Here is a 22,761-nt window from a genome sequence, read left to right as displayed (position 1 = left end):
CATGACGCAGGCGCGCGCGGGAGGCTATGCCATTGTGCTGGCTGCGGCATTTGTTCTCTGGGTGCCGGTCGCCCTTTTCGGTGCGCAGGGGTACACCGCACTTGTCGGCCTCACCGCCATCGCTGCTGCTTTTTACGCGCCGCTCAAGCGGACCAACCTCATGGTGCTGTCCGTTCTGGCGCTGGCAGTGTGGTCGGCGGCAAGCAGCGTATGGTCACCCGAAACCGGGGCCATCATGGCTGGCACGCTCTCTGATGGTAACTGGACGATCGATGCGGCTGGCATCCGTATGGTGCTCACCGTTATCGCCGGGGCGCTGACACTCGCGGCCGCGGCGCGCATCCCGTTTGATGCGGGCCGCAAGGCCCTCCTGGTGGTGGGCGCGATGCTGTCCATTCACGGCCTTCTCACGCTTGCCATGGGCCTGATACCCGAGCTGACCCTCGATGCGTATGCGCCGCTCAGCAACCGGGTAACGGAAGCGCCGCAAAACATCCTGCGCAGCGCCAACGCGTTCGTCCTCGGCCTGCCAATCCTACTTGGGCTCGCGGCGGCCTTTACGGGCAAGTCGCGCGTGCCGGTATGTGTCGGCCTGCTTGCTGTTGCCTTTGTCGCCTTCCTGCTGATCGGCTCGGATGTTGCCCTGCTGGGTGTCATCGCGATGGCCGTGGCCATCGGCGTGGTGATGATCTTCGTGCACATGGGTTACCGTATCCTGGTCGCGGCAATTTCCGTCCTGATCCTGATTTCGCCTATTCTGCTCGGTGTGGGCGCTGCGGCGGTCGCAAAGACAGACGCGCCCCTGCCCTGCTCAGTGCAATCGCGGGTCTGGGCCTGGCAGCTGACGGCTGAGAAAATCGCCGAGCGGCCCGTTACCGGACACGGCATCGAAGCCTCGAAGGAATGGCGCGATACGTTCGGCGACCGGCCCGAACTCCTGCGCGAAGTCGACCAGAAATGCCGAACAGGTAATGCAGACTGGGAAGTCTATCGGATCCTGCCAGGCCATCCCCACAATATGGGGCTACAGCTCTGGGGCGAAACGGGACTTATTGGCGTATCGCTTGCGATTGCGTCCCTGCTCATCATCGGATGGCGCCTCCCGCGCCCGGGTGACCTCAACATCCCGACGCGCATCGCTGTTGCCAGCCTCATCGGCGGCTCGTTTGCGCTGTTCAGCCTCTCCTACAGCATCTGGAATGAGGCGTTCTGGGCAACCGTCGCCATCGCCGCGGCCGGCGTTATCCTTCTCGACAGGGTGACGCGGTCTTCGGACAAGCTCGATTTATGACAGCAACGACTACGGCGATCGTCGTCAGCTATCACACAGGGCCACGCCTGAAGGAATGTCTTTACGCGCTCGATAGCGACCCTGCGGTACGGTCCATCCGGATCGTCGATAATGGCAATCCGCCGGAGATGCGGTCATGGCTTGAAGGCTTCTCGGAGAAACGCGCTGACGTCCACGTGCTTGATGCTGGCGGAAATGTCGGTTTTGGCGCTGCGGTAAATTTCGGCGCGGCCGGCGTCGCAGACGGGCACTTGCTGGTTATCAATCCCGATGCCGTCCTTAAACGCGGCAGCGTTGAAGCAATGATCGACGCGCTGGCCGGACAGCCCTCACCCTGCATTGTTGGCGGTAAGGTCTTTGATCTCGCCGGGCTTGAGGTGCGGGGACCAAGACGGCGCAAGCTTACGCTGCTGCGGGCGCTGACAACCTTTTCGGGCTGGAACACCTGGACGCTTGAGGGGACGCCGCCGCCGGATGGTCCACGACCAATGGGTGCCGTGTCCGGGGCGCTGATGCTCGCAACTGTGCAGGATTTCCGGTCCCTCGGCGGCTTCGACGAGGAGTTTTTCATGCATGTCGAGGATGTCGACATCTGCAGGCGCGCCTCGGAAGCCGGCGGCCAGACAGTGTACACGCCGCTTGCCAGCGCGCTCCATTATGGCGCGACGTCAGAGGCACCAGCCAAGCGCGTGGCGGGATACAAAGCCGACAGCCTGATCTATTATTTCAACAAGCATGCGTCCGGGCCGGTTGAGCGCGCGGTGATTGGGGTGATCGCGCCGCTGCTTCGCGCGGCAATTGTCGGCCGTGCCCGCGATCAGGGCTGAAAGTCCGAGGGAGGCGGCGGGGCTGATGTTTCTGCCTCGGGCTTGCGGACAAGCTCTGTGATGGCGGGCGTGAATTCGCGCCAGTCGTATTCCGTCAGTTTGAACGCATAGGGTTCTGCACGGTCATTTATCGTCCGGGCCCGCCTCGCACCTTCTCCCGCCTCGATGGCACGCAGCGTGACCCAGTACCCATCGGCCTGGCTCCAGGCGCGCAGGTCTACTTCAAGCCCATCGAAGGTCTGGCTGATATGCCGGGAAACGGCCCGGCCGGTCAGCTCATCTGCGGACTTCACATCGATCGGTGCCAGCCGGGTGACGGCGAGCGCTGTGGCTGAGACGGCCAACGGGCTTCTGATCTCATAATCCTGATAGGGGGGCGCAGGCCTGAAACTTCGCGCATCACTGCCGGGGTCGCGGTTGAGATATATCGAATTTCCAGCCCTGTCGGTCAGGCGCACGGCCGAGATCGCCGATGGCTCAATGTCGACGATATCGAGATCGAGCCATGCCTCGCGCGTGCGGAGCGGGGGAAGGTCCCCGCGCGTGCGAAAGGCGATCGTGTCCTCGGGGTCGCGGGCATAGGTAAATTCATTGCGGCGACCGGTAATCATTCTGGCAGTTCTGGCGCCGTCGCGCGAGAAGACTTCGACCAGCGTGCCATTCCCGCCTTCGGCGGGGTCCGACAAGGCCAAGAAGGACAGCCTGTCTGGATTTGACGTGCGCCGCTCGCCCCAGCTCAGTGTCTCCAGTCCGCTCAGGAGCGCGTCTATCCTGTCGGTCCGGACAGGATAATTTCCAGACTCTGCGAGGACCCACTCACCGCCCCGCTCCACAAGCGTGTAGGCGCCATCAGCCTGCGTGATCCGTATACGGGCAATTTCGCCCTTGATCGCAGCGAAGTTTGTGAGAACGGGGTTCCCGGTCCTTGGGCTGGAGGTCGCGCCGCCCGCATTGAACAGAGCCAGTAACACATAGAGGATCCACAGTGCTGCGGCCGCGATTGAGAGCCGCTGAATATAGACGGAGCGCTGTCGGTCGAGACGCCGGCTCATGAGGTCACAGTCCGTCGTCTGCGCCACCAGACAAAAATGCCTATGCCGCCGATGATGATGGCCCCGGCAAATATGTTGATGAACTTCAACCAGGCTTCGAGGGAGTCGATCTCCCGCCTGAAGTCGCGCTCGATGGAGCGGAGCCGCGCGCGGGTCTCCATGACATCAAGGCGTAGCGCCGACAGCTCCTCCTGCTGGTCCGGTGAGAGATTAGCGCCCGCCGCCCGATCAAGAACGCTTTCGTCAGCGCTGTCAGCCTGAAGCAATTCAGCCAGGCGTGCCTCAGCTTCCGAAAGACGTGTTTCAAGCTGGGCCTGTTCATCAAAGAAGCGGGTTTGTGCCTCGTCCCGCATCGCCTCGACCCGCGTCATGGTCCGGCGACTGGAGGCGCGCGCGCGCAGCCCGAGCAGATTGGCGTCGCCTGACATCATGTCGAGGGCGTTCATGATGAGCGCGCCATTGTCGGCGAAGGCGCTCTGGCGATGCATGTCAACATAGAGCCCATCATCGACGAGGTCGGCGTCGGAGAGGATGAGGATTTCAGCGTCGCGCTCGCTCGATCCAATATGAGGCTTCGCCTCGGCAATGGCGGCCGCCGCGAACTCTGCCATGACCGGATCTTCAGGGAGGACCGGGTCTGGCTGTCCATCCGGAAACGCTGAGACAAGTGTGCCGTGGACGCGAACGGCCAATGCCTTCGGGCCTTCTGTCGGTTCGTAAAGCGCGAGTGTGTCCTCAACACTGATATCTGTGACAGCCGTTTCCGCATCGATCCAGGACGGCGCGGTGCCCGTCTCGATCAGAACCTCTTTGGTGATCGGCGAGCCCTCTTCCAGCTGAAGCGCGCCTGCGGACGCGAAATTCACCGCACGCGACAGGTGAGCCGTCAGGATGCTGCCTTCCGACATCATGCCAGGGGGTGTCGACAGGAAAAGTGGATGGCGAACAATGCCAGAGCGGCCGCCGCCGGTTGGTGCCTGGATAGGAAGCGCTGTTTCCGTGTCCGCAACGGCCTCGTCTGAAAGCGTAACCCCCCAGACCGGACCAAACCTTCCAAGGTCCGAGCGAATGCGGCGCTCTGAACGGCGGGTCAGCCCTTCGGGCGCTGTTTTTGTGGCCGGGTCGACCAGCATGACGACGCGGCCCGTGCGCAGAACAAACTGGTCGATGAGCCAGCTCTGCCAGTCCGAAAGCTCTGGCGAGTGGATCATGATGAGCGCGTCCATCCCATCTGGCAGAGAGAAGAAGTCTTCGTTGACCTGAACGACATCGAAGGTGCGGTCCATCTCTCGCAAGAGCGTGTAACCGCCCTCTTCCTGCATCCCCGGAAGCGTCGTCAGCACGCCGACCATCGGCGGGTCCGGACGATCAAGCCGGGCAATGAGGCGGGTCAGGTCATATTCCAGCGTCTCTTCCTGATCGGGCGACAGGAAGGCGAGGACGCGTTGCTCATCAACCGTATTGCGGCCGATGATCCCGAAATAAAGTGGGTCATCGCCCTCGGAATCGACGGCCTGTATGCCTGCTGCCAGCGCCTCATCCTCGGCCTGCGAGAAGGGCTGCGGGTCAATTTCCTCTATGCGGAGCGCGCTGCCCGCTACGGCCTGGTAGGTGTCCAGCAATTCGCGGACGCGGGACGCATAGGCGCGCACCTGCGGGTAATCCTGACCGACCTGTCTTGTATAGACAAAGGTAAGCTCAACCGGTTCGCGCAGCTCGTCGAGGACGGTCTTCGTTTCCGACGACAGCGAGAAGAGCTGGTTCTGCGTGAAGTCGATACGGACCGGCCGGGTCAGCGGATAGATGATCAGCGTTGCGGCAACGAATACCGCAAGGATCAGCGCCGTGGCGGCAGGCAGGAAAGCGCGTGGGGTCATGGGGCCACCGCCCGCTTGTTTGCCACCCAGATCGTGTTGAGCGCCAGCCAGACCAGAATAACGCCGGCAAAATAGAGCAATGCCCGCAGCTCCAGCACACCGCGCTGCGCGGTTTCGAAATAGGTGAGGAACGAGAATTGCGCGAAGAGGTCACCGGCCGCCGGACCCAGCACGCCGGAGATCGCGCCGACCAGCATTGGCCAGCCCGCTGCGGTGAAAACAAACGCGACTACTATACCGGCAATGTAGGCCAGCACCTGACTGGAGAAGAGCGAGGACATCGCCGCGCCAATCGACAGGAAGGCCCCCGCCATAAGCAGGCTCGTCAGATAGGTGATTGCGATGGCGCCATTATCGGGCGTGCCGAGATAATTGACGGTGATCCACATCGGGAAGGTCAGAGCGAGCGAAAGCCCTGCGACGGTCCAGGCTGCCAGCAGTTTGCCGGACGCAAGGCCGAACAGGCTGACTGGCAGAGAGAGCAGGAGCTCTGAGGTGCCGAACGCCGTTTCATCCGCCCAGAGCCGCATGGAAAGAGCTGGCAGGAAGATCATGTAGAGCCAGGGATGCCAGTAAAAGAACGGCTGGAGATCGGCGAGGCCGGTATCGAAGAAGCGCGATGCCTCCCATGTGAAGACGCCGACCAGCATCAGGAAGATTGCAATGAAAACGTAGGCGAGCGGCGTCGCGAAATAGGCGCGCAGCTCTCGCATATAGCTCGCCCGCAGGCTGGTCAGGATATCGCGCACAAGCCCCCCCATCAGGCGTTTGTCTCCTGGCGTGCGACAAGATCGATGAAGGTCTGCTCAAGCCCGTCTTTTGATCGCGCGGCAAGCTCGGTGGGCGTGCCATCGGCAATGATCTGCCCACGGTCGATAACAACGGCGCGGGTGCACATCGCAGGCACTTCCTCAAGCGTATGGGTTGAGATCAGGATCGCCTTGTCCTTTGCCATGCGCGAGATCAGCGCGCGCACAGCCTGTTTCTGGATCGGATCGAGGCCATCGGTTGGCTCATCGAGAACAAGGACATCTGGATTATGCAGGAGAGCCCCAGCAAGCCCGACCCGGCGGCGATAGCCCTTTGAGAGCGCCGAAATACGCTTCGACATAACGTCGCTGATCCTGGCATCGGCGATAACGCGTTCGATCGCGGTCTTGCAATCCTTGCGGCCAATCCTGTGAGCTGCGCAGAGAAAGTTCAGAAAATCGCGCGGTGTCATGTCAGGATAAAGCGGTGCGCCTTCAGGCAGGAAGCCGAGGTGGCGTTGTGCCTCGCGGCGGTCTGAAATGATCGAATGGCCTGCAATAAGCACGTCGCCGCGGTCCGGCTCTATTACGCCGGCGACGATCCGCATCGTGGTTGACTTGCCCGCGCCGTTCTGGCCGAGAAAGCCGAGAACTTCACCCTTCTCAAGGCTGAAGCTGACAGCATTGACCGCTGTCTGGCCTGAAAAGGATTTCGAAAGCTGCTTCAGTTCGAGCATGTCAGGACCCGTAGCGGTTCACCGCGTGTCTGACTAGCGGCCCGAACAGGCGCTGACCAGAGGCGAAAAAGCAGAAGCCTGCCACGCATAAGCGCGCTCGGATCGATTGGCTGATTGTAAAGGGGAAGTTGTCGGACAACGGTAACAGGAAGCCCGGGGGGCTGGGGGGGCTGATGGGTCCGGGAAACCTGCTGGACACCGTCATCCGACAATTGCAAACTGGCTTCAATCGTTGGCTGCGACAAGGCCAGAATACGGCTAAAACCTGTCTTTCTCATTACAAATGAGTCAGATTGGACAGGTTGAGCAAGGGAGACGTTTCAGCATCCATGGGTAGCGTAACACCGCTTCGTTCAGCGAGATCACCGAAAACCGCGTTTCACCGCACAGAGATGTCGGCCATCCTCGACGTATACGGAAAGATGGTCATGGCGGGACAGGCACGCGATTATGCCATCGGGATGTTCGAGGACTATGCCGTCTTTGCAATCTTCCGGCGCCACGCCGAGGCACCGACCTGGCGGATCGAGAAAGTTCCCGCCCTCCGAAACCAGCAAGGGGCCTATGTCGTCTATGGCAGCCAGGATCAGGTGCTGAAACGCGGGCACGAGATCAAGACCGTACTCAAGGTCTTTGAAACCCGAAAATTCGAGATCATCAGCAGCAACAAGTCTTCCTGAGGCAGCCTCCTAAGAGGGACGGCGCGCGAAGACCTTCTGCAGGATGCCGAGCATGCCTTTGAACTGCATGCCGCCTTCGCTGACGGCGAGGGCAATGCAGACACCATCATCATCGCCAACGGGTGAGTGCGTATCTTCCGGCGTCTTGCAGGAAATATCGCCAGGACCATAACTGCCCGTTTCATCACTGAAGCCGCCTTGAAGGACGAGGGTCAGCTCATTGCCATAGTGAGAATGGCTTGGAACGGTGGCGCCCGGGCTGATGCGGTAAAGATGAATGTGACTTGAGGCAGACTCAGCGATATCGAGACGCTTCACACCGCTCGTCATCCGCTTCCAGCCGCCGCGCAGACAGGACTCCAGCGCCTTCTCGCGAAGGGGTTCTGGCAGGTCGAGGATTTCAGAAAGGCGCTCATTGGCAAGGTGCGCTGCTTGTGCGCTGTCTGTCTCGTCCTCGAGCACATCGATGGCGCGCAACGTCTTTTCGAATGCATTGGGCGCGAGCGCTTCTGGCTGCTCGCGCTCCAGAAAGATGCCGGAGAGGAGTTCGGACTCTCGCAGATCCTGCCTGATATCAGGTCGGATCGCCGCCTGTGTTTCGACGAGCAGCTTGAATGACGGGCTAAGCGTTCCGGCAGCATAGGCTGCATAAAGCTCTGAAAGTTGGGGCGTATGCTCCTGCAAACCGCGACTGCCTCTTAGAAATCCATAACATGTTCGTTCTAGGGACCCGATATTGGGCACCCGTCAAGAAGGTCAAGAAAATGCAGGCAGGACGTGTGTAGACTGCAGATTATTCCCGTCTGATGACACCACGCAATTTGTCAAAGGCGAGACGGATACGTGATTTAACTGTCCCAAGCGGCAGATTGAATTCGGCGGCAATTTCGGCGTGGGACATGCCATCATAGAACGCAGCCTTCAGAAGCTCCAGCTGCTCGGCTGGAAGCACGGTCAGCTTGTCGCGGACATGGGCCTCGAGCTGGGCCTGCGACAATGTATCGAACGGCGCCTGCTCGGGCGCAGGTTGCAACATCGGCTCATCGGGGGAAAGCTCCGGTTTCGACGATCTTCGGAAGAGATCGATCTGCCGGTTGCGGGCGATACGGAAAATCCATGTCGAGACGGACGCCTGGTCAGGGTCGAACTGACCCGCCTTTCGCCAGACCGTCAGCATGACATCCTGTACGATCTCTTCGGCCTGAGCATCGCGCGCGCCCATGCGCATCAGATATGTTTTCAGACGCGGCCCGAAAAATTCAAACAGAATGCCGAAGGCGCGCCGGTCGCCAAAATCGGATATTCGGCGCATACAGTCTGCATGCAGCGCGCGCGCGTCCTGTACCTGATCAATTCGAGCAACAGACAATCGGCTATCCATAGTTGGCGGCACACCTATTATCTGTACGCATCACCGCTTATGCAACCTTTGATAAGGCTGCTCTCGATTCCGTGATCGGTTGCCCGTCAAAATTCCGCCTTAACCTTTAGTCAGTCTGGGCCACTTACAGTCACGTACACTCATTCCAATAATTCTGGACAGACCCGAACATGATCCGTCTCGCCGCCACCGCCGCCATTACTGGCGCTCTTCTTATTCCCCTCGCACAGGCTGCCCCCACCGCGATCGGGCGCTATGATGACTGGACCGTGTTCACCGAGAATGTTGGCGGTGAAACGCTCTGCTATGCAGCAACCGAAGCGACCGACAAAGCGCCGCAAGCGGCCAATCATGGCGATGTCTGGTTCTTCGTGTCGAACTGGAAGTCGGGTCAGGCCCGTAGCCAGCCCAGCCTGAAGGTTGGATATGAGCTGCGCGCCGACCTGCCAGGCCGGGCAACGGTCGGGCGCTCCGGCTGGACCATGTACGGGGTTGGCCGCGAGGCCTTTGCGCAAGACCGCGATGATACGCAAATCGTGGACGCGCTGCGGCGCGGCACCGAACTGCATGTCGAAGCGGTGTCGTCCCGCAATACGCAGGTCTCTTACCACTTCTCACTGTCAGGATCGGCCGACGCTATCGAAAAAGCATCGTCGCTCTGTCGCTAGAGCCGCACTCCGGCGCTTCTAGCTTTCCCGCTCAACTTCAAGACCCGCAAGATCGCCGGCTTCGCGCCAGTCCTTGAGGATGGAGAAATATTCCATCGACCCTCCGCCATAGAATGAGTTCTGGCGGGCGCGCGCGGCGATCTGGCCTTCATTATTGTAATAGCCGGGCGTGCATTCAGCGAGAAACTTCTCGCGCATCTGCGCCTTGGAGATGATCGTTTCCACCCATTCCGACTGGGCCTTCTCCTCTGGTTCGATCTGCACAAGACCCTCATCGAAAGCGCGCGACAGGATATAGCCAAGGTGCACCGCCTGCTCATCAAGCTGGTGCGGATAATTGGCCGTAAAAGCTGCCTGCGCGCCGCCCATGACGAAGACGTTCGGAAAATCGCGCACGAACATGCCATGAAGGCTGCCGACGCCGCTTTCCCACGTGTCCGAAAGTGACTTGCCGCCCCGGCCGTAAAGCTCATAGCCCGACCGGCGCGTATAGCTGGTACCGACCTCAAACCCGGTCGCGTAGATCAGACAGTCGAGTTCATACTCCTTGCCAGCGACGACGACGCCTTTTTCGGTGATCCGGTCGACGCCCTTGCCGTCCGTGTCGACGAGGTGAACGCTCTCGCGATTGAACGTCGCCAGGTAATCATCGTGGAAGCACGGGCGCTTGCAGAACTGGCGATACCAGGGTTTCAGCGCTTCAGCTGTCTCCTCGTCGGCCACAATCTCGTCCACACGGGCACGGATCGCTTCCATTTTCTTGAAGTCGGCAAGCTCGCCGATCTCTTCAAGCTCAGCGGCCGTTAGCTGTTTGCCGTCCTGCTTGCTGGCAATGTAGAGCAGGTTCCGGATGATGTCGGTCCATCCATCCTGAACGAGGTCTTCAGGCTGATAGCCGCCGGAGACTAGGATGTTGAAATTGTCCATCCGCTTCTTCTGCCAGCCTGGCTCCAGCGATTTTTCCCAGTCCGGGTCCGTCGCCCTGTTATCTCGCACATCAATTGAGCTTGGCGTGCGCTGGAACACGAAAAGCTCCTTGGCGCCCGCACCAAGGTGAGGGACGCATTGTACCGATGTCGCGCCGGTGCCGATAATGCCGATCCGCCTGTCGGAGATCCGGTCGAGACCGCCATCCGGGGCGCCGCCCGTATAGTCATAATCCCAGCGGCTGGTGTGGAAGGTGTGCCCCTTGAAGTCCTGAATTCCGGGAATGCCCGGAAGCTTTGGACGATGAAGGGGGCCATTGGACATGATGACGAAACGGGCCTTCATCGCATCGCCGCGATTGGTCTCAATCCGCCAGCGTCTGGCATCCTCTTCCCAGTGCATACCCGTCACTTCGGTCTGGAAGAGCACATCGTCATAGAGATCATAGTGCCGCGCGATCCGCGCACTGTGCTCGAGGATTTCGCGGGCCGGCGTGTATTTCTCTTTCGGCATGAAGCCGGTTTCTTCGAGAAGCGGCAGATAGATATAGCTCTCGATATCGCAGGCCGCGCCCGGATACCGGTTCCAGTACCAGGTGCCCCCGAAATTGCCGCCCTTTTCGATCATGCGAATATTCTTGATGCCCGCTTCGCGAAGACGCGCGCCGGCGAGCAGCCCGCCGAAGCCACCGCCAATGACGACGACATCGATGTCGTCGCTCAACGGGTCGCGGTCGATCTTCCTGTCGATGTAGGGGTCTTCGACATAGCCCGCATATTCGCCGGTAATCTCGACATATTGCTCATTGGCATCGTCGCGCAGGCGTTTGTCGCGCTCCTCGCGATAGCGCTCGCGCAGCTTTTCAGCGTCAAAATCGATTCCGGGTGTCCCGTCGGCCATATTTTCCTCCCTGAGGAGCCTTTGCGGCTCTCTATCGTTTCGCAGTGCAGCACATCTGTCCCGAAATTCTTAGAAATTTGACCAGGACGTGCTATGTGCAGCCGCCATGAAACAAGCTCTGGACCTTTCACGCGGCGTCAATGCAAGCGCTTCTTCACCGAAGTCGCTGGCAGGCCTGTCCATCCCCGCCCTCAAGGCAGAGATGGAGACGCTTGGTCTCGATCCGAAGAAGGCCGGGATGCGCGCCAAGCAGCTCCGCCGCTGGATGCATCATTTCGGCGTTCAGGACTTTGCCAGCATGACCGATATTGCGAAGGAATTACGCGCAGAACTCGCCGAGAAATACATCCTGACGCGGCCTGAAATTGCCGAACACAGGGTGTCGGTCGATGGCACGCAGAAATGGCTGACCCGTTTTCAGCCAGGCGTGGAAGGCGAAAGCGTCTACATTCCGGACGTTGGCCGCTCTGGCGCGCTGTGCGTTTCCAGCCAGGTCGGCTGCACACTGAATTGCACCTTCTGCCATACCGGCACGCAGAAACTCGTGCGAAATCTTACCGCGCAGGAGATCGTCAATCAGATCCTCATCGCGCGTGACGAGCTCGCCGAATGGCCCTCTTCCATGGAGAACCGCAAGCTCACCAATATTGTCTTCATGGGCATGGGTGAGCCGCTCTACAATCTGGATAATGTCGCCGAGGCGATCGACACGATTACAGACGGCGACGGCATCGCGCTGGGCCGGCGCCGCATAACCGTGTCGACCGCTGGCGTTGCGCCAAAGATCCCGGAACTTGGTGAACGCACGGGCGCGATGCTGGCCATCTCGCTTCATGCTGTGCGCGACGATCTTCGCGATGAGATCGTCCCGATCAACAGGAAGTATGATCTTCAGACGCTGTTCGATGCCATCCGCGCCTATCCGGATATTGGCAACTCCAGGCGTGTTACATTCGAATATGTCATGCTGAAGGGCGTGAACGACTCGCTGGCAGAGGCACGCGACCTTGTCCGGCTGTTGCGCGGCGTGCCTGCCAAGATCAATCTCATCCCGTTCAACCCGTGGCCGAACAGCCCGTATGAATGTTCTGACTGGGAAACGATTGAAGCCTTCGCGGAAATAGTGAACCGGGCGGGCTATGCCTCTCCGATCCGTACACCGCGCGGCCGGGACATCTTCGCTGCCTGCGGCCAGCTTCGCTCAGAAAGCGTGAAGAAATCCGCTGCCGACAAGCGCCGCGAGGCTCTGGCGAACGCCGAGGCCAGCTGATCGGCGCTGGTGTTCAAGCGGTGTTGGCAGGGTGCTCACCAGCATCGCGTGCGTAGAGGCCTTTCACGAGGTCGCGCACAAAGGCGATGTGACTGCGCAGATGATAGACTTCCTCGGTGTAGGAGAGCGGCACATCAAGCTCACCGACCTCTTTCTGCAAACTCGACAGATCATTCAGAACGGTGTCCCTTTCGCTGTCGCTTGCCGCTTCGCGCCCCCGGGTTTCAAGTTCGCGCAGGTCCGAATACCAGACATAGATCTTGCGCCTGACACGCCAGCGATAGATCGGCGGCGCGACCCGGATCAACGGGATAAGGAGCGTGACGAGCGGGATAAGAAAGACCCAGGCCCGCTCAAGGAAATTGGCAATCTGGAACGAGAAATAATTGCGCAGGAAAGACGGTCCGTTCTTCCAGTAGCGCTCGGCCTCGTTCGAGAGAGGCATGTCGACCAGTTGAGGGGCGGGAAACTCCCCGGCATTCGCGAACGCGCTGTTACCTGCATGGATGTCTTCGGACGCCTCCAGCAATAGCGACTGAATGGCCGGGTGCAGGTCCCCATCGATTGCAAGCTGTGCAACTGATGCGATGAGCTGAACATCGCCCGCAGGTTTGTCCGCTTCGAGGTCGATGATGCCGCGGTAGAGGACGACCGGGTCCAGTGCGCGCGTCCGGCGGGCGAGCGCCGGGGCGCGGTCGAATGCGAGCAGGCTGATCTCACGCGCATCTATCAGGCGCTGCACATAGGGTGCATTGATCGACGCTGAGAAGGCAACTGCATCGACATCGCCGGCCTCGATCGCGCTTGCGGCGGCCTGACCGCTTTCGATCCCCCGGGACGCTGCTGGCCAGTCACCGCCCCATTCGTCTTGTAACTGAACCGCCAGGGCACGTGTGCCGGAGCCTTCCGGGCCAATGGAGAAGCGTACATTCCGTAGCTCGCTGAAACCCGTGACACCCACGTCTTCGCGCACGAACACCCATAGTGGTTCATGGAACATACCCGCCAGGGAGTTGAGGGCTTCGCGATCCGCTGCGGTAGCAAGGCCGCCCTGAACGAAGGCGATGTCCGCCTTGCCAGAGCGCAGGAGTTCAATGTTCTCAAGCGATCCGCGCGTTTCCAGCACTTCGACTTCGACGTCACTTTCGGCGAGGCGTTCGCGATACTGCTGCGCAAGGGCATAGTAAGCGCCGCCGGAATTGCCGGACGCGAATGTCACCCGGGAGGGCGGCGCAGGATCGATCAGCGCAAGGGCGACCCAGACGCTTATCGCTACCAGGACGGCAAGCGGGACATAAACCTTGAGTATATCTTTCATTCGCTTGTCCATTCAGCCTCCCATGGATGGAGACTAGTTCGGGCCGTCGCATGCGTCGAGATGTCCGTTCCCCGCCAATATGCCCGTTATCACGGCGTGCAGGGGCAACAAATTGCAGACACCTTACCGCTAATTGAGTCGTTTTTGGGAGACGTCATGACTATGTTATGCTCACGAGAACTGAACAGAACCGACGGGACCAAATTATGAACATGCGTAATCTCGCTGTCTGGGGGCTGATCGCTGCGCTGGTCGTGGCCATGATGATCGCCATGCAAGGCTCATCTGTGGCGGCGAACGCCGAGAAAGTGCCGATCTCCGAACTTCGTCAGATGGCAACAGATGGCCAGCTCGCTGAAGTCACCGTGACCAATGATCGAATCACGGCAGAGGCGACAGGCGGGGCGACCTATTACGCTGAAAAGCTTCCAACGAATATAGAGGTCTCGACCTGGTTTGCCGATCAGGGCGTGACCGTGAACGAGGACGCCGAAAGCGGGTTCAGCTTTGGCGGTCTTCTTCTCAATCTTCTGCCACTGGTTCTTATCCTCGGTCTCTTCCTCTTCCTGATGCGTCAGATGCAGGGCGGCGGCGGTGGTCGCGGCGCGATGAGCTTCGGCAAGTCGCGGGCCCGTATGCTGACCGAAAAGCATGGCCGCGTGACGTTCGACGATGTCGCCGGTGTCGATGAAGCCAAGGAAGAGCTTGAGGAAGTGGTCGAGTTCCTGCGTGATCCGTCCAAGTTCCAGCGGCTGGGTGGCAAGATCCCCAAGGGTGCGCTTCTTATTGGCCCTCCAGGTACGGGTAAGACGCTTATCGCCCGCGCCGTTGCAGGTGAAGCTGGCGTGCCCTTCTTCACGATTTCCGGTTCTGACTTTGTCGAAATGTTCGTTGGCGTCGGTGCAAGCCGCGTGCGCGACATGTTCGAGCAGGCCAAGCGCAATGCCCCCTGCATCATCTTCATCGACGAAATCGATGCCGTTGGCCGCTCGCGCGGTGCTGGCATTGGCGGCGGCAATGACGAGCGTGAGCAGACGCTGAACCAGCTTCTGGTCGAGATGGACGGGTTTGAAGCCAATGAAGGCATCATCATCATCGCCGCGACCAACCGCCCTGACGTTCTGGATCCGGCGCTTCTGCGTCCAGGCCGCTTTGACCGGCAGGTCACGGTCGGCAATCCGGACATTCTCGGCCGCGAGCGCATCCTGAAAGTCCACATGCGCAATGTGCCGCTGGCAAAAGATGTAAACCCGAAGGTTATCGCGCGCGGCACACCCGGTTTTTCTGGTGCCGACCTGGCCAATCTCGTGAATGAGGCAGCTCTGCTTGCGGCGCGCCGAAACAAACGGGTTGTCTCCATGGTCGAGTTCGAAGACGCCAAGGACAAGGTCCTGATGGGGCCTGAAAAGCGCTCCATGGTCATGTCGGACAAGGAAAAACGCCTGACGGCCTATCACGAGGCTGGCCATGCCATCGTCGGCATCAAGATGCCGTCCACTGACCCTGTCCATAAAGCGACGATCATTCCGCGCGGCCGTGCGCTCGGCATGGTCATGCAACTGCCGGAGGACGACAAGTACTCGCAGACCCGTCAGGAAATGACGTCCCGTCTGGCAATTCTGATGGGCGGCCGCGTCGCCGAAGAGCTTGCCTTTGGCGAAGACCAAGTCACATCCGGAGCCTCCTCGGATATCCAGATGGCAACCCGGATCGCACGGGCCATGGTAACGAGCTTTGGGCTTTCCGACGAAATCGGCCCGGTCGATTATTCAGACAATAGCGACCCTTATTCGCGTCCGACCCATGTCTCCGAAGAGACATCGAAGCGGATCGAGGAAGAAGTTCGCAAGCTGATCCAGACCGGCAAGGATGAAGCAGCGCGCATCATGACGGAGCACCGCGATCAGTGGGTCGCGATTGCCGAAGCCCTGCTTGAGTATGAGACGCTGACGGGCGACGAGATCACCGACCTCCTCAACGGCAAGCCGCCAACACGCCCGGAAGAACCCGATGAGCCACAGGGCCCCGCCTCTGCGGTCCCGGTGACCGGCAAGCGCCGGAAGAATCTCGGTGGTGACGAAGCAGGCGGCGAACCGGAACCTGCCTGATCCGTTCAAAATTTCGTTTGCCATGGGGCGCGGTCTGATTAGGCTGCGCCCCATGCTTTTAAGATCTGCACTTCTCGTTTCCGCGCTTGTTCTTTCTGCCTGTCAGCCGTCGTCGCCAGACGTCGAGGGCGCGGAATTCATGGCACAACTCAGCCCTTATTGCGGACAGGCCTATGAGGGCCGCGTTGTCAGCGATGATCCGCTGGATGATGACTGGAAAACAGAAACCATCATCGCGAACTTCGATTTCTGCAGTGATACGGGCGTTCGTATCCCGGTGTATGTTGGCGAGGACCAGTCGCGCGAATGGCTTCTGGCGCTTGGCGATGACGGGCTGATCGCCCTTCGTCATCAGCACACGCACGAAGACGGCACACCAGACGCGGTCACCATGTACGGCGGCAAGTCGGCCGCCGGCTCAAACGCAACCCGTCAGGAATTTCCTGCGGACGACCGCACGAAGACGCTTTTCGACGAGCAGGAAATTCCGGAATCGAAACCAAATGTCTGGGCGATGGAAATCCACCCCGATGATGACATGTTTGCTTACGAGCTGAAGCGGCCGGAACGGTTTTTCCGGCTTGAGTTCGACCTGTCGACGCCTGTCGAACCGCCAACCGACACCCAGTAACGCACGCGCGGTGAAACGCCGCTTTTCGAGGCGGTGCTGAATGTCTATCTCATTGCCATGACATCAGAAAACAACGACCCGGCGGGCCGCGTCCTCGTCATCGCGGGTTCGGACTCCGGTGGCGGCGCTGGCATCCAGGCAGACATCAAGGCCATCATGGCCATGGGCGGCTATGCCATGACCGCCGTCACGGCGATCACGGTTCAGGACACGACCGGTGTACATGATGTGCACCCCGTTCCGATCGAGACCGTCATCTCCCAAATGAAAGTCTGCCTGAGTGACATTGGCGCAGACGCGATCAAGACAGGCATGCTCGGGCGCGCTGACCTCGTCGAGCATGTCGCCGAGACGCTGGACGATATGGCAAAGACGATCCCGCGCATCATCGACCCCGTCATGGTCGCAACATCCGGCGACCGGTTGATCGACAGGCGCGCCGTCGAAAGCATTTCTTCGCTGCTCATTCCAAACGCCGTTCTCATCACGCCCAATGCGCCAGAGGCGGAAATCCTGACCGGCAAATCCGTGGACGGCGTGAACGGCCAGAGGCGCGCCGCAGAAGCGCTGCTCAAGCGCGGCGCCAAGAGCGCACTCGTCAAGGGCGGCCACATTCCCGGCTCCCCGGTCATTGACGTGTTGCAGACCGAACAGGGCGAATGGATATTTGAAAGCGAACGAATCCAGACCGACTCCACCCATGGCACTGGCTGCACGCTGGCCAGCGCCATCGCTGCGCGGATTGCGCTGGGCAACACGCCAGACGCATCGGTCGAGACAGCCCGCGATTATCTTCACCGCGCGATCAATGAGGCCAAGGGATTTGGCCGCGGCCACGGGCCCGTCCATCATGGCTGGCAGCTGGACGAAATTGATGAGCGTTAGGGCGGAATTTCCAGCGGACCTTGCCGATCTTCGCGCCGGCTATGACCGCTGGCTCGCTTCAGCCGGCCATGGCGGTCGGCCGCTGATCGACGGCCTGCGACAGGACGCGACAATCGAGCTGGACGCGCCTGGGCTGGCGATGCGCGGGTGGGAGGACTTGCCGGTCGACTGGGTACCGCCTGAGGGAGAGGTCCTGCATGGCGGCTATGGAGAGGACCGGGCGATCTACGATACGCCTATTTTCAACTCGCCCGCCCAGGAAGCCCGCACGATCCATCTGGGCCTCGATGTCTTTGCACCGGCTGGCACGCCCGTTCGCGCGCCGCTTGATGGCCGTGTTCACAGCCTGCAGCTAAATGACAATGCCAAGGATTACGGCCCGACCCTGATCCTTGAGCACAGGCCGGAAGCGGGGCTGGCTTTCTATACGCTCTACGGCCATCTCGCCCTTCCGGTTCTCGATCAGCTGAAACCTGGCGAAACCATCCGCTCTGGAGACCTGCTCGCGACCCTCGGCGCGAAGAAGGTGAATGGCGGCTGGGCCCCACATCTTCACTTTCAGGTCATCCTCGACCTGATGGAGCGCAACGGCGACTTTCCGGGTGTCTGCGCCAAGTCTGATGCAGCCCACTGGCTGACCCTCTGCCCTGATCCGCGCCCGTTACTAGGATTGGTGCCTGACGCCTAGAAACGGCGGACCAGATACACGCCGAGCACGAGAAAGCCGATGCCCAGAAGCCGCAGCGGCGTAGCGGGACGGACGGCCTGCCCGAACGCGCCGAACTGGTCGTAGAGGACAGCGGCAGCGAGCTGACCGGCAATGAAAGCGGCGACCCATGCCGCGACACCGACCCTGGGAACCGCCAAGGCAGCCGACCCAACGCCGATCGCGCCAAGCAGGCCGCCCACCCACACCCACCAGGGCAGGGTCACCGCTTCGCCCCCTAGCGAGAAGCGGTTGCCCATAGCGACATTGGCCGCGAGCAGGACAAGCGTACCGACAGCAAAGGAAATGAGCGCCGCCTGCACCGGCCCACCGACCCCGGTGGCAAGGCGTCCATTGATCGCGCCTTGAGCTGCCATCAATGCGCCGCAGATTACGCCGAGCCCGACAAGCGCCTGTCCCCAGCTCATCTTTCAGTCCTTTCGCCGTAACCGCCCTTATAGTGACGGCTTCGCTTTCTCATGACCAGCCCGCCCGACGCGACGGCAGGGTTTTCGCAGCGTCCGCAATAAGAGAGACTGATATTTATCAGAAGGGGCGGCCAACGAGCGGGCCCGGACGGGAGGACAGTATGCTCATTTCGGAAACCCAGCGCCGCGCCTTTCAGACCGATGGCGTCACGTTGCTGCCGGGCTTTCTAAATCAGGATGAAGTGGCAGCCGCCCTGAAACTGTTTGAGTGGTCCTTGGACAATCCCGGCCCGGCTGCTGGTGACCTGCTGCCTGGCCGCGACGGCGCAAAGCAGGATCTGGTGAACCCCAAGGCGCCTGCTGTCTATGAGGATTTCCTGCGCGCGGCCCCATTCTCGAAGGCGTGCAAGGCGCTCTGGGACGCCCAGAATTGCTGGTTCATGTATGAGCAGGTCTTTCGCAAGGACGGTGCAAACGGGGTTGGCCGGACGCCATGGCATCAGGACCTGCCCTATCTCGCCATAGAAGGCGACGACATCGCCGTGTTCTGGATTTCATTTGAAGCCATCCCTGCCGATCGGTCTCTCGAATTTATCCGCGGCTCTCACAAGGGGACGCTCTACAATGGGTCTGCCTTCGATCCGGACGATGAGACGAAGCCGCTCTATCCGAGCGCGGACCTGCCGCGTATCCCGCCTTATGAGGCCGAGCGGGAGCGCCATGAGATTGTCTCCTTCGGCGTTGAGCCCGGGGATGTCGTCGTCTTTCACCCGGCCATCATGCATGGCGGCGCCCCCACGCCAGCAGGCACGGTCCGCAGGACGCTGTCCCTGCGCTTTTTTGGCGACGATGCCGTCTTTGCGAGACGGCCCTTTGGCGGCGGGGTGATCGTGCCCGCAATGAAGTCACTTTCCCCCGGTGACCCGTTTCGCCATGACAGCTTTCTTGAACTCGCCTGACCGGCTGGCGCAGGCCTCCTCAACCACACCTTAGAAAGTCTGGTTTGTCGGACCGCGCCACACGCTTTACGTCGTGCTGAAAGCCTCGCGCATCAGGAGCGACACATGACGGTCATACCTTTCTATCAGATCGACGCTTTTGCGACCCAGCCATTCGAAGGCAATCAGGCCTGCATCATGCCGCTCGAGGCGTTTCTGCCCGACGAGACGCTTCAGGCGATCGCCGCTGAGAACAATGTGGCAGAGACCGCTTTCATCATCGAGAAATCGCCCGGAACCTTTGCCCTGCGCTGGTTTACGCCGATGGTCGAGGTCCCGCTCTGCGGACATGCGACGCTCGCCTCGGCGCATGCGATCTACCAGCATATGGGCTTTGACGGCGAAGAGATTACCTTCGAGACGGTTCAGTCGGGAAAGCTGATGGTCAAACAGACAGCGCCCGGTCGTTACGAAATGGATTTCCCGGCCCCTGGCGTCAGCCAGATCGAAATTACCGAAGAGGTCGCCGCCGCCCTTGGGGCCTGGCCGCTTGAGGCTTGGGGCGGGCCTTTCTACGGCGCCGTCTTTGCAACCCCAGAGGATATCGAGGCGCTTGAACCAGACCTTGCCGAACTCAAGCAACTCGGCGTTGGCGGTAGCTGGGAGCGCGGCAATTTTGGCTGCGTTGCGCCCGGTGGCGCTGGTGATGTCGATCTGACCAGCCGGTTTTTTGCGCCCGGCAGCGGCATTGACGAGGATCCGGCAACAGGCAGCTGGCACTGCATGATTGCCGCCATCATGGGGCCGCGCCTCAAACGCCCGCTTGATTGCTATCAGGCCTATCCGGGCCGGGGGGCGCGCATCCAGATTGAGCTTGCGGGTGATCGCGTCAAACTGCGCGGCGCGGCCGTTACCGTCATCGAGGGCAGCTTTACCCTACCGCAGCAGGAGGCCTGAAGGCCCACGCCCCAATCATGAGAATTCCTGTGTCCAGCCGCCTCATCCACATCTACGCGATTGTGGCCTGCTTCATTTCTGTCGCGACAGATCTCATCATGGCGGTTTTCCTCAACAAGCAGAGCCTCTTGACCTCAACCATCAGCGATCTTGCGGCAGGCGACTTTGATCTTGCGCAGGACATCGGCCTCTGTCTGGTGGCGCTGGCCATCGCTCTGACAGGTCTCAATGTCTGGCGGACCGAGACCCACAATTGGCAGAACGGTGTCGCCGCGGGCCTGCTCGCCCTGGCAGGACCCCTGATCGTCCTGATCTCACTCTACGAAGCGTATTCCGAGTCCAACCCGGACGGTCCGCTCATTCACTATTGGGTGGTTGGCGCGATAGGCTTTTCAATATCCATAGCGCTTGCATTGCTTGCCTGGACGCATGGTCGGGACAAACCATTTTTCAGGTGGGCGACGGCGCTGGCGGCGTTCATCTTCCTTGCCGCAGGGGCTGCAACATTCGGGGTCTCGAATGAGATTATAGGTCTCGTGGAGCGGCTAGCCGCGGTCAGTCTTGTAGCCTGGCTCCTCGGATTTCACGGCACACGTCTTCTAACTGACAGCTAGAATGGCCTGTTTCCATCGACAGTAACCCGGCGCATATGGCGGCGATGGCCAGCATAATCGTTCAGTGCGAAATGCCAGGTCGAGCGATTATCCCAGAAAGCAACGGATCCAGCCTCCCAGCGGAACCGGCAGGTGAACTGCTCCTGGCGCGCATGATCGAACAGATAATTGAGCAGCGGACGGCTCTCGCGGCGGGTCCAGCCTTTGAAGCGAAGCGTAAAGGCGGGGTTCACATAGAGACCCTTGCGGCCGGTCTCAGGATGGGTGCGCACGACAGGATGCTCAAACTCAGGCGCGTCATCTGCCTGCTTTGTGTTCATGGATTTACGGTTCAGCGCCGACTGGCCTTTTGGGCCATATTCGCGCCCGGCCGAATGGATCGCGGTCAGCCCCTGCAGTGTCTGTTTTAGCCCGTCAGACAGCGCGTCATACGCCATATGCTGGTTCGCCCAGAGCGTGTCGCCGCCGTAGGGCGGGACTTCTATTGCATGCAGGATGGAGCCGAGCGCCGGCTCCTCCAGGAATGACATATCCGTATGCCAGCCGCCGCCGAAATTCGTTTTCTCGTCCGGCTCCTTGATGATTTCGAGGATTTCGGGATGGCCCTCCATACCTTTTACATAGGGGTGAACGTTCAGCGTCCCGAAGCGGCGGCCAAAAGCCTTGTGTCGTTCTGGCGTAAGGCTCTGCTGATCCCTGAAGAATATGACATGATGATCGAGGAAGGCCTGATGGACCTTGTCGAACGCTTCATTGGAAAGGTCGCCTGAAAGATCGACGCCAGCGATCTCTGCGCCAAGCGCACCGGATATGGGTCTGACTTCGATACTGGACATCTGGCTTCCTCCTGAGAGCGGTCTTGGGCCGCTTTACGGCGAAACTAGCAGAGACTGGCCCACCCCGGAAGATCAGGCAGTAACGCCTGCGCGTCGGCGTCTCTGGCGCTGCGAGAACCAGACGCCCGCAAGGATGAGGATGAAAGCCATGATGGCGGTCCAGCTTTGCGTTTCCCTGAAGAGAAGATAGCCGAGCACCGCAGACATGATCGGGATCACGTATCCGGTCAGCGCAATGAAAGTCGCACTGGTACGAGCAACGAGATGCATGAGGATGATCCCCGCCAGCCCGGTCGACACCGCCCCAAGCCCGAGGATGCAGAGAAGGCTCGCCGTATCTGGTTCGACGCTTTGCCAGTCTGTCCAGATCAGCATCGGGAGGGACGCAATCGACGCGACCGTCAAAAAACCAACAGGCAGCACGATCGGAGGCAGGCGCGGGGACTGGCGCGCGATGATGCTATTGACCGCATAGCAGAACGCGCCGCCGAGAACGAGCAGTTGGGCGACGAGATCGACGTTGCCAAGGCCGTCCATGGCATCGGGGCCGAGAAGTACGGCGACGCCGGCGAACCCTGTCACCAGGCCCACAATCTTGAAAGGCGTGAACCGCTCATCCTGAAAATAGAAGTGCGCCAGAACCGCCGTGAACAAGGGCGCGCCGGAAATAAGAAGGGCGGCCAGCGAGGAGTCGATCGTCTTCTGGCCTATGGTAATCAGATAGAAGGGCAGGGCTGTGCCGACCGTCCCCATCCCGATAATGGCAAGCCACGACGAGCGGTCTGAGAAGGGGGGCAGCCGTTCGCCGCGCATCAGCATGACAATCCATAGAAGCAGGGCAGCCGTAATGAGCCGGCCCGGAATGATCACGCTCGCCGGAAGCGTGCCCACAACAATCTTTGTCATCGCAAAGGCACTGGCCCAGCAGGCCGAGAGGAGGAGAAAAAGCCCCCAGTCTCCAAGGGTGCGTCTGGTTTGCAT

The 22,761-nt window shown here is 60.4% G+C and carries 23 protein-coding genes; 12 read left to right on the top strand and 11 right to left on the bottom strand.

Annotation, left to right across the window (positions count from 1 at the left end; translation table 11 throughout):
* Position 1 precedes the first annotated feature (1 nt).
* Together F550_RS0113155 and F550_RS17870 are read left to right on the top strand one after the other, a co-directional pair.
* Positions 2 to 1,291 carry an O-antigen ligase family protein gene (locus F550_RS0113155; protein ID WP_018149036.1) on the top strand — a complete coding sequence of 430 codons (1,290 nt, stop codon included), beginning with the start codon at positions 2 to 4 and terminating at the stop codon, positions 1,289 to 1,291.
* Positions 1,288 to 2,118, top strand: a complete 831-nt coding sequence (locus F550_RS17870; protein ID WP_018149035.1) for a glycosyltransferase — start codon at positions 1,288 to 1,290, stop codon at positions 2,116 to 2,118. Before F550_RS0113155 ends, F550_RS17870 begins: the two co-directional genes overlap by 4 nt.
* Here F550_RS17870 and F550_RS0113145 read toward each other — a convergent pair.
* The 4 genes from F550_RS0113145 to F550_RS17865 are packed head-to-tail and all read right to left on the bottom strand — an operon-like array spanning position 2,109 to position 6,533.
* The gene (locus tag F550_RS0113145) at positions 2,109 to 3,170 is read right to left on the bottom strand and encodes a DUF4340 domain-containing protein (protein ID WP_018149034.1); all 1,062 of its coding nucleotides are present in this window, start codon (positions 3,168 to 3,170) and stop codon (positions 2,109 to 2,111) included. The genes F550_RS17870 and F550_RS0113145 overlap by 10 nt on opposite strands.
* Positions 3,167 to 5,047, bottom strand: a complete 1,881-nt coding sequence (locus F550_RS0113140; protein ID WP_018149033.1) for a Gldg family protein — start codon at positions 5,045 to 5,047, stop codon at positions 3,167 to 3,169. Before F550_RS0113140 ends, F550_RS0113145 begins: the two co-directional genes overlap by 4 nt.
* Positions 5,044 to 5,808 (bottom strand): ABC transporter permease subunit, encoded by a 765-nt coding sequence (locus F550_RS0113135; RefSeq protein ID WP_018149032.1) that lies wholly within the window; start codon positions 5,806 to 5,808, stop codon positions 5,044 to 5,046. Before F550_RS0113135 ends, F550_RS0113140 begins: the two co-directional genes overlap by 4 nt.
* The gene (locus F550_RS17865; protein WP_018149031.1) at positions 5,808 to 6,533 is read right to left on the bottom strand and encodes an ABC transporter ATP-binding protein; all 726 of its coding nucleotides are present in this window, start codon (positions 6,531 to 6,533) and stop codon (positions 5,808 to 5,810) included. The genes F550_RS0113135 and F550_RS17865 overlap by 1 nt, the downstream gene beginning before the upstream one ends.
* 329 nt (positions 6,534 to 6,862) lie before the next feature.
* On the opposite strand from F550_RS17865, the gene F550_RS17860 reads away from it, so the two are divergent.
* Positions 6,863 to 7,213 carry a DUF2794 domain-containing protein gene (locus F550_RS17860; RefSeq protein ID WP_051076836.1) on the top strand — a complete coding sequence of 117 codons (351 nt, stop codon included), beginning with the start codon at positions 6,863 to 6,865 and terminating at the stop codon, positions 7,211 to 7,213.
* 9 nt (positions 7,214 to 7,222) lie between these two features.
* Here F550_RS17860 and F550_RS18695 read toward each other — a convergent pair whose 3' ends face one another.
* Together F550_RS18695 and F550_RS0113115 are read right to left on the bottom strand one after the other, a co-directional pair.
* Positions 7,223 to 7,897: a ChrR family anti-sigma-E factor gene (locus F550_RS18695; protein ID WP_018149029.1), complete on the bottom strand. Its 675-nt coding sequence runs from the start codon at positions 7,895 to 7,897 to the stop codon at positions 7,223 to 7,225.
* A 109-nt stretch (positions 7,898 to 8,006) separates the two neighbouring features.
* Positions 8,007 to 8,582: a sigma-70 family RNA polymerase sigma factor gene (locus F550_RS0113115; protein ID WP_233349029.1), complete on the bottom strand. Its 576-nt coding sequence runs from the start codon at positions 8,580 to 8,582 to the stop codon at positions 8,007 to 8,009.
* Between the two features lie 182 nt (positions 8,583 to 8,764).
* Here F550_RS0113115 and F550_RS0113110 point away from each other — a divergent pair, with 182 nt between their 5' ends.
* Positions 8,765 to 9,262: an invasion associated locus B family protein gene (locus F550_RS0113110; RefSeq protein ID WP_018149027.1), complete on the top strand. Its 498-nt coding sequence runs from the start codon at positions 8,765 to 8,767 to the stop codon at positions 9,260 to 9,262.
* Between the two features lie 18 nt (positions 9,263 to 9,280).
* Here the strand turns inward: F550_RS0113110 and F550_RS0113105 are convergent, their stop codons facing one another.
* On the bottom strand, positions 9,281 to 11,089 hold the full coding sequence (locus tag F550_RS0113105) for a flavin-containing monooxygenase (RefSeq protein WP_018149026.1): 1,809 nt from the start codon (positions 11,087 to 11,089) through the stop codon (positions 9,281 to 9,283).
* A gap of 106 nt (positions 11,090 to 11,195) precedes the next feature.
* On the opposite strand from F550_RS0113105, the gene rlmN reads away from it, so the two are divergent.
* Entirely contained in the window at positions 11,196 to 12,359 is a 1,164-nt protein-coding gene (gene rlmN / locus F550_RS0113100; protein WP_018149025.1) for a 23S rRNA (adenine(2503)-C(2))-methyltransferase RlmN, read from the top strand.
* A gap of 13 nt (positions 12,360 to 12,372) precedes the next feature.
* Here the strand turns inward: rlmN and F550_RS0113095 are convergent, their stop codons facing one another.
* Positions 12,373 to 13,677, bottom strand: a complete 1,305-nt coding sequence (locus F550_RS0113095; protein WP_233349028.1) for a TAXI family TRAP transporter solute-binding subunit — start codon at positions 13,675 to 13,677, stop codon at positions 12,373 to 12,375.
* 206 nt (positions 13,678 to 13,883) lie between these two features.
* On the opposite strand from F550_RS0113095, the gene ftsH reads away from it, so the two are divergent.
* The 4 genes from ftsH to F550_RS0113075 are packed head-to-tail and all read left to right on the top strand — an operon-like array spanning position 13,884 to position 17,989.
* Positions 13,884 to 15,785 carry an ATP-dependent zinc metalloprotease FtsH gene (ftsH, locus tag F550_RS0113090; protein WP_018149023.1) on the top strand — a complete coding sequence of 634 codons (1,902 nt, stop codon included), beginning with the start codon at positions 13,884 to 13,886 and terminating at the stop codon, positions 15,783 to 15,785.
* Between the two features lie 52 nt (positions 15,786 to 15,837).
* A complete protein-coding gene (locus F550_RS0113085; protein ID WP_040501102.1) occupies positions 15,838 to 16,416 on the top strand; it encodes a hypothetical protein in 579 nt (192 codons plus the stop codon).
* A gap of 57 nt (positions 16,417 to 16,473) precedes the next feature.
* Complete coding sequence (thiD, locus tag F550_RS0113080) at positions 16,474 to 17,301, top strand: bifunctional hydroxymethylpyrimidine kinase/phosphomethylpyrimidine kinase (protein ID WP_040501101.1); 828 nt, start codon at positions 16,474 to 16,476, stop codon at positions 17,299 to 17,301.
* A complete protein-coding gene (locus F550_RS0113075; RefSeq protein ID WP_018149020.1) occupies positions 17,291 to 17,989 on the top strand; it encodes a peptidoglycan DD-metalloendopeptidase family protein in 699 nt (232 codons plus the stop codon). Before thiD ends, F550_RS0113075 begins: the two co-directional genes overlap by 11 nt.
* Here F550_RS0113075 and F550_RS0113070 read toward each other — a convergent pair.
* Positions 17,986 to 18,435: a DMT family transporter gene (locus tag F550_RS0113070; RefSeq protein ID WP_018149019.1), complete on the bottom strand. Its 450-nt coding sequence runs from the start codon at positions 18,433 to 18,435 to the stop codon at positions 17,986 to 17,988. The two genes, F550_RS0113075 and F550_RS0113070, sit on opposite strands and share 4 nt — an antisense overlap.
* 161 nt (positions 18,436 to 18,596) lie before the next feature.
* Here F550_RS0113070 and F550_RS0113065 point away from each other — a divergent pair, with 161 nt between their 5' ends.
* The 3 genes from F550_RS0113065 (at position 18,597) to F550_RS17850 (ending at position 20,944) form a co-directional block, all read left to right on the top strand.
* Positions 18,597 to 19,394 carry a phytanoyl-CoA dioxygenase family protein gene (locus F550_RS0113065; protein WP_018149018.1) on the top strand — a complete coding sequence of 266 codons (798 nt, stop codon included), beginning with the start codon at positions 18,597 to 18,599 and terminating at the stop codon, positions 19,392 to 19,394.
* Between the two features lie 105 nt (positions 19,395 to 19,499).
* Entirely contained in the window at positions 19,500 to 20,330 is an 831-nt protein-coding gene (locus F550_RS0113060; protein ID WP_018149017.1) for a PhzF family phenazine biosynthesis protein, read from the top strand.
* 17 nt (positions 20,331 to 20,347) lie between these two features.
* On the top strand, positions 20,348 to 20,944 hold the full coding sequence (locus F550_RS17850; protein WP_051076835.1) for a DUF998 domain-containing protein: 597 nt from the start codon (positions 20,348 to 20,350) through the stop codon (positions 20,942 to 20,944).
* On the opposite strand, the gene F550_RS0113050 is transcribed toward F550_RS17850, so the two are convergent.
* Together F550_RS0113050 and F550_RS17845 are read right to left on the bottom strand one after the other, a co-directional pair.
* Positions 20,941 to 21,780 carry a TauD/TfdA dioxygenase family protein gene (locus F550_RS0113050; RefSeq protein WP_018149015.1) on the bottom strand — a complete coding sequence of 280 codons (840 nt, stop codon included), beginning with the start codon at positions 21,778 to 21,780 and terminating at the stop codon, positions 20,941 to 20,943. The genes F550_RS17850 and F550_RS0113050 overlap by 4 nt on opposite strands.
* Before the next feature lie 72 nt (positions 21,781 to 21,852).
* The gene (locus tag F550_RS17845) at positions 21,853 to 22,761 is read right to left on the bottom strand and encodes a DMT family transporter (protein ID WP_018149014.1); all 909 of its coding nucleotides are present in this window, start codon (positions 22,759 to 22,761) and stop codon (positions 21,853 to 21,855) included.

This window comes from Henriciella marina DSM 19595, assembly GCF_000376805.1.
GTDB lineage: Bacteria > Pseudomonadota > Alphaproteobacteria > Caulobacterales > Hyphomonadaceae > Henriciella > Henriciella marina.
The sequence above is the reverse complement of the archived record's forward strand: the minus strand, read 5'-3'. Positions and strand labels throughout refer to the sequence as shown.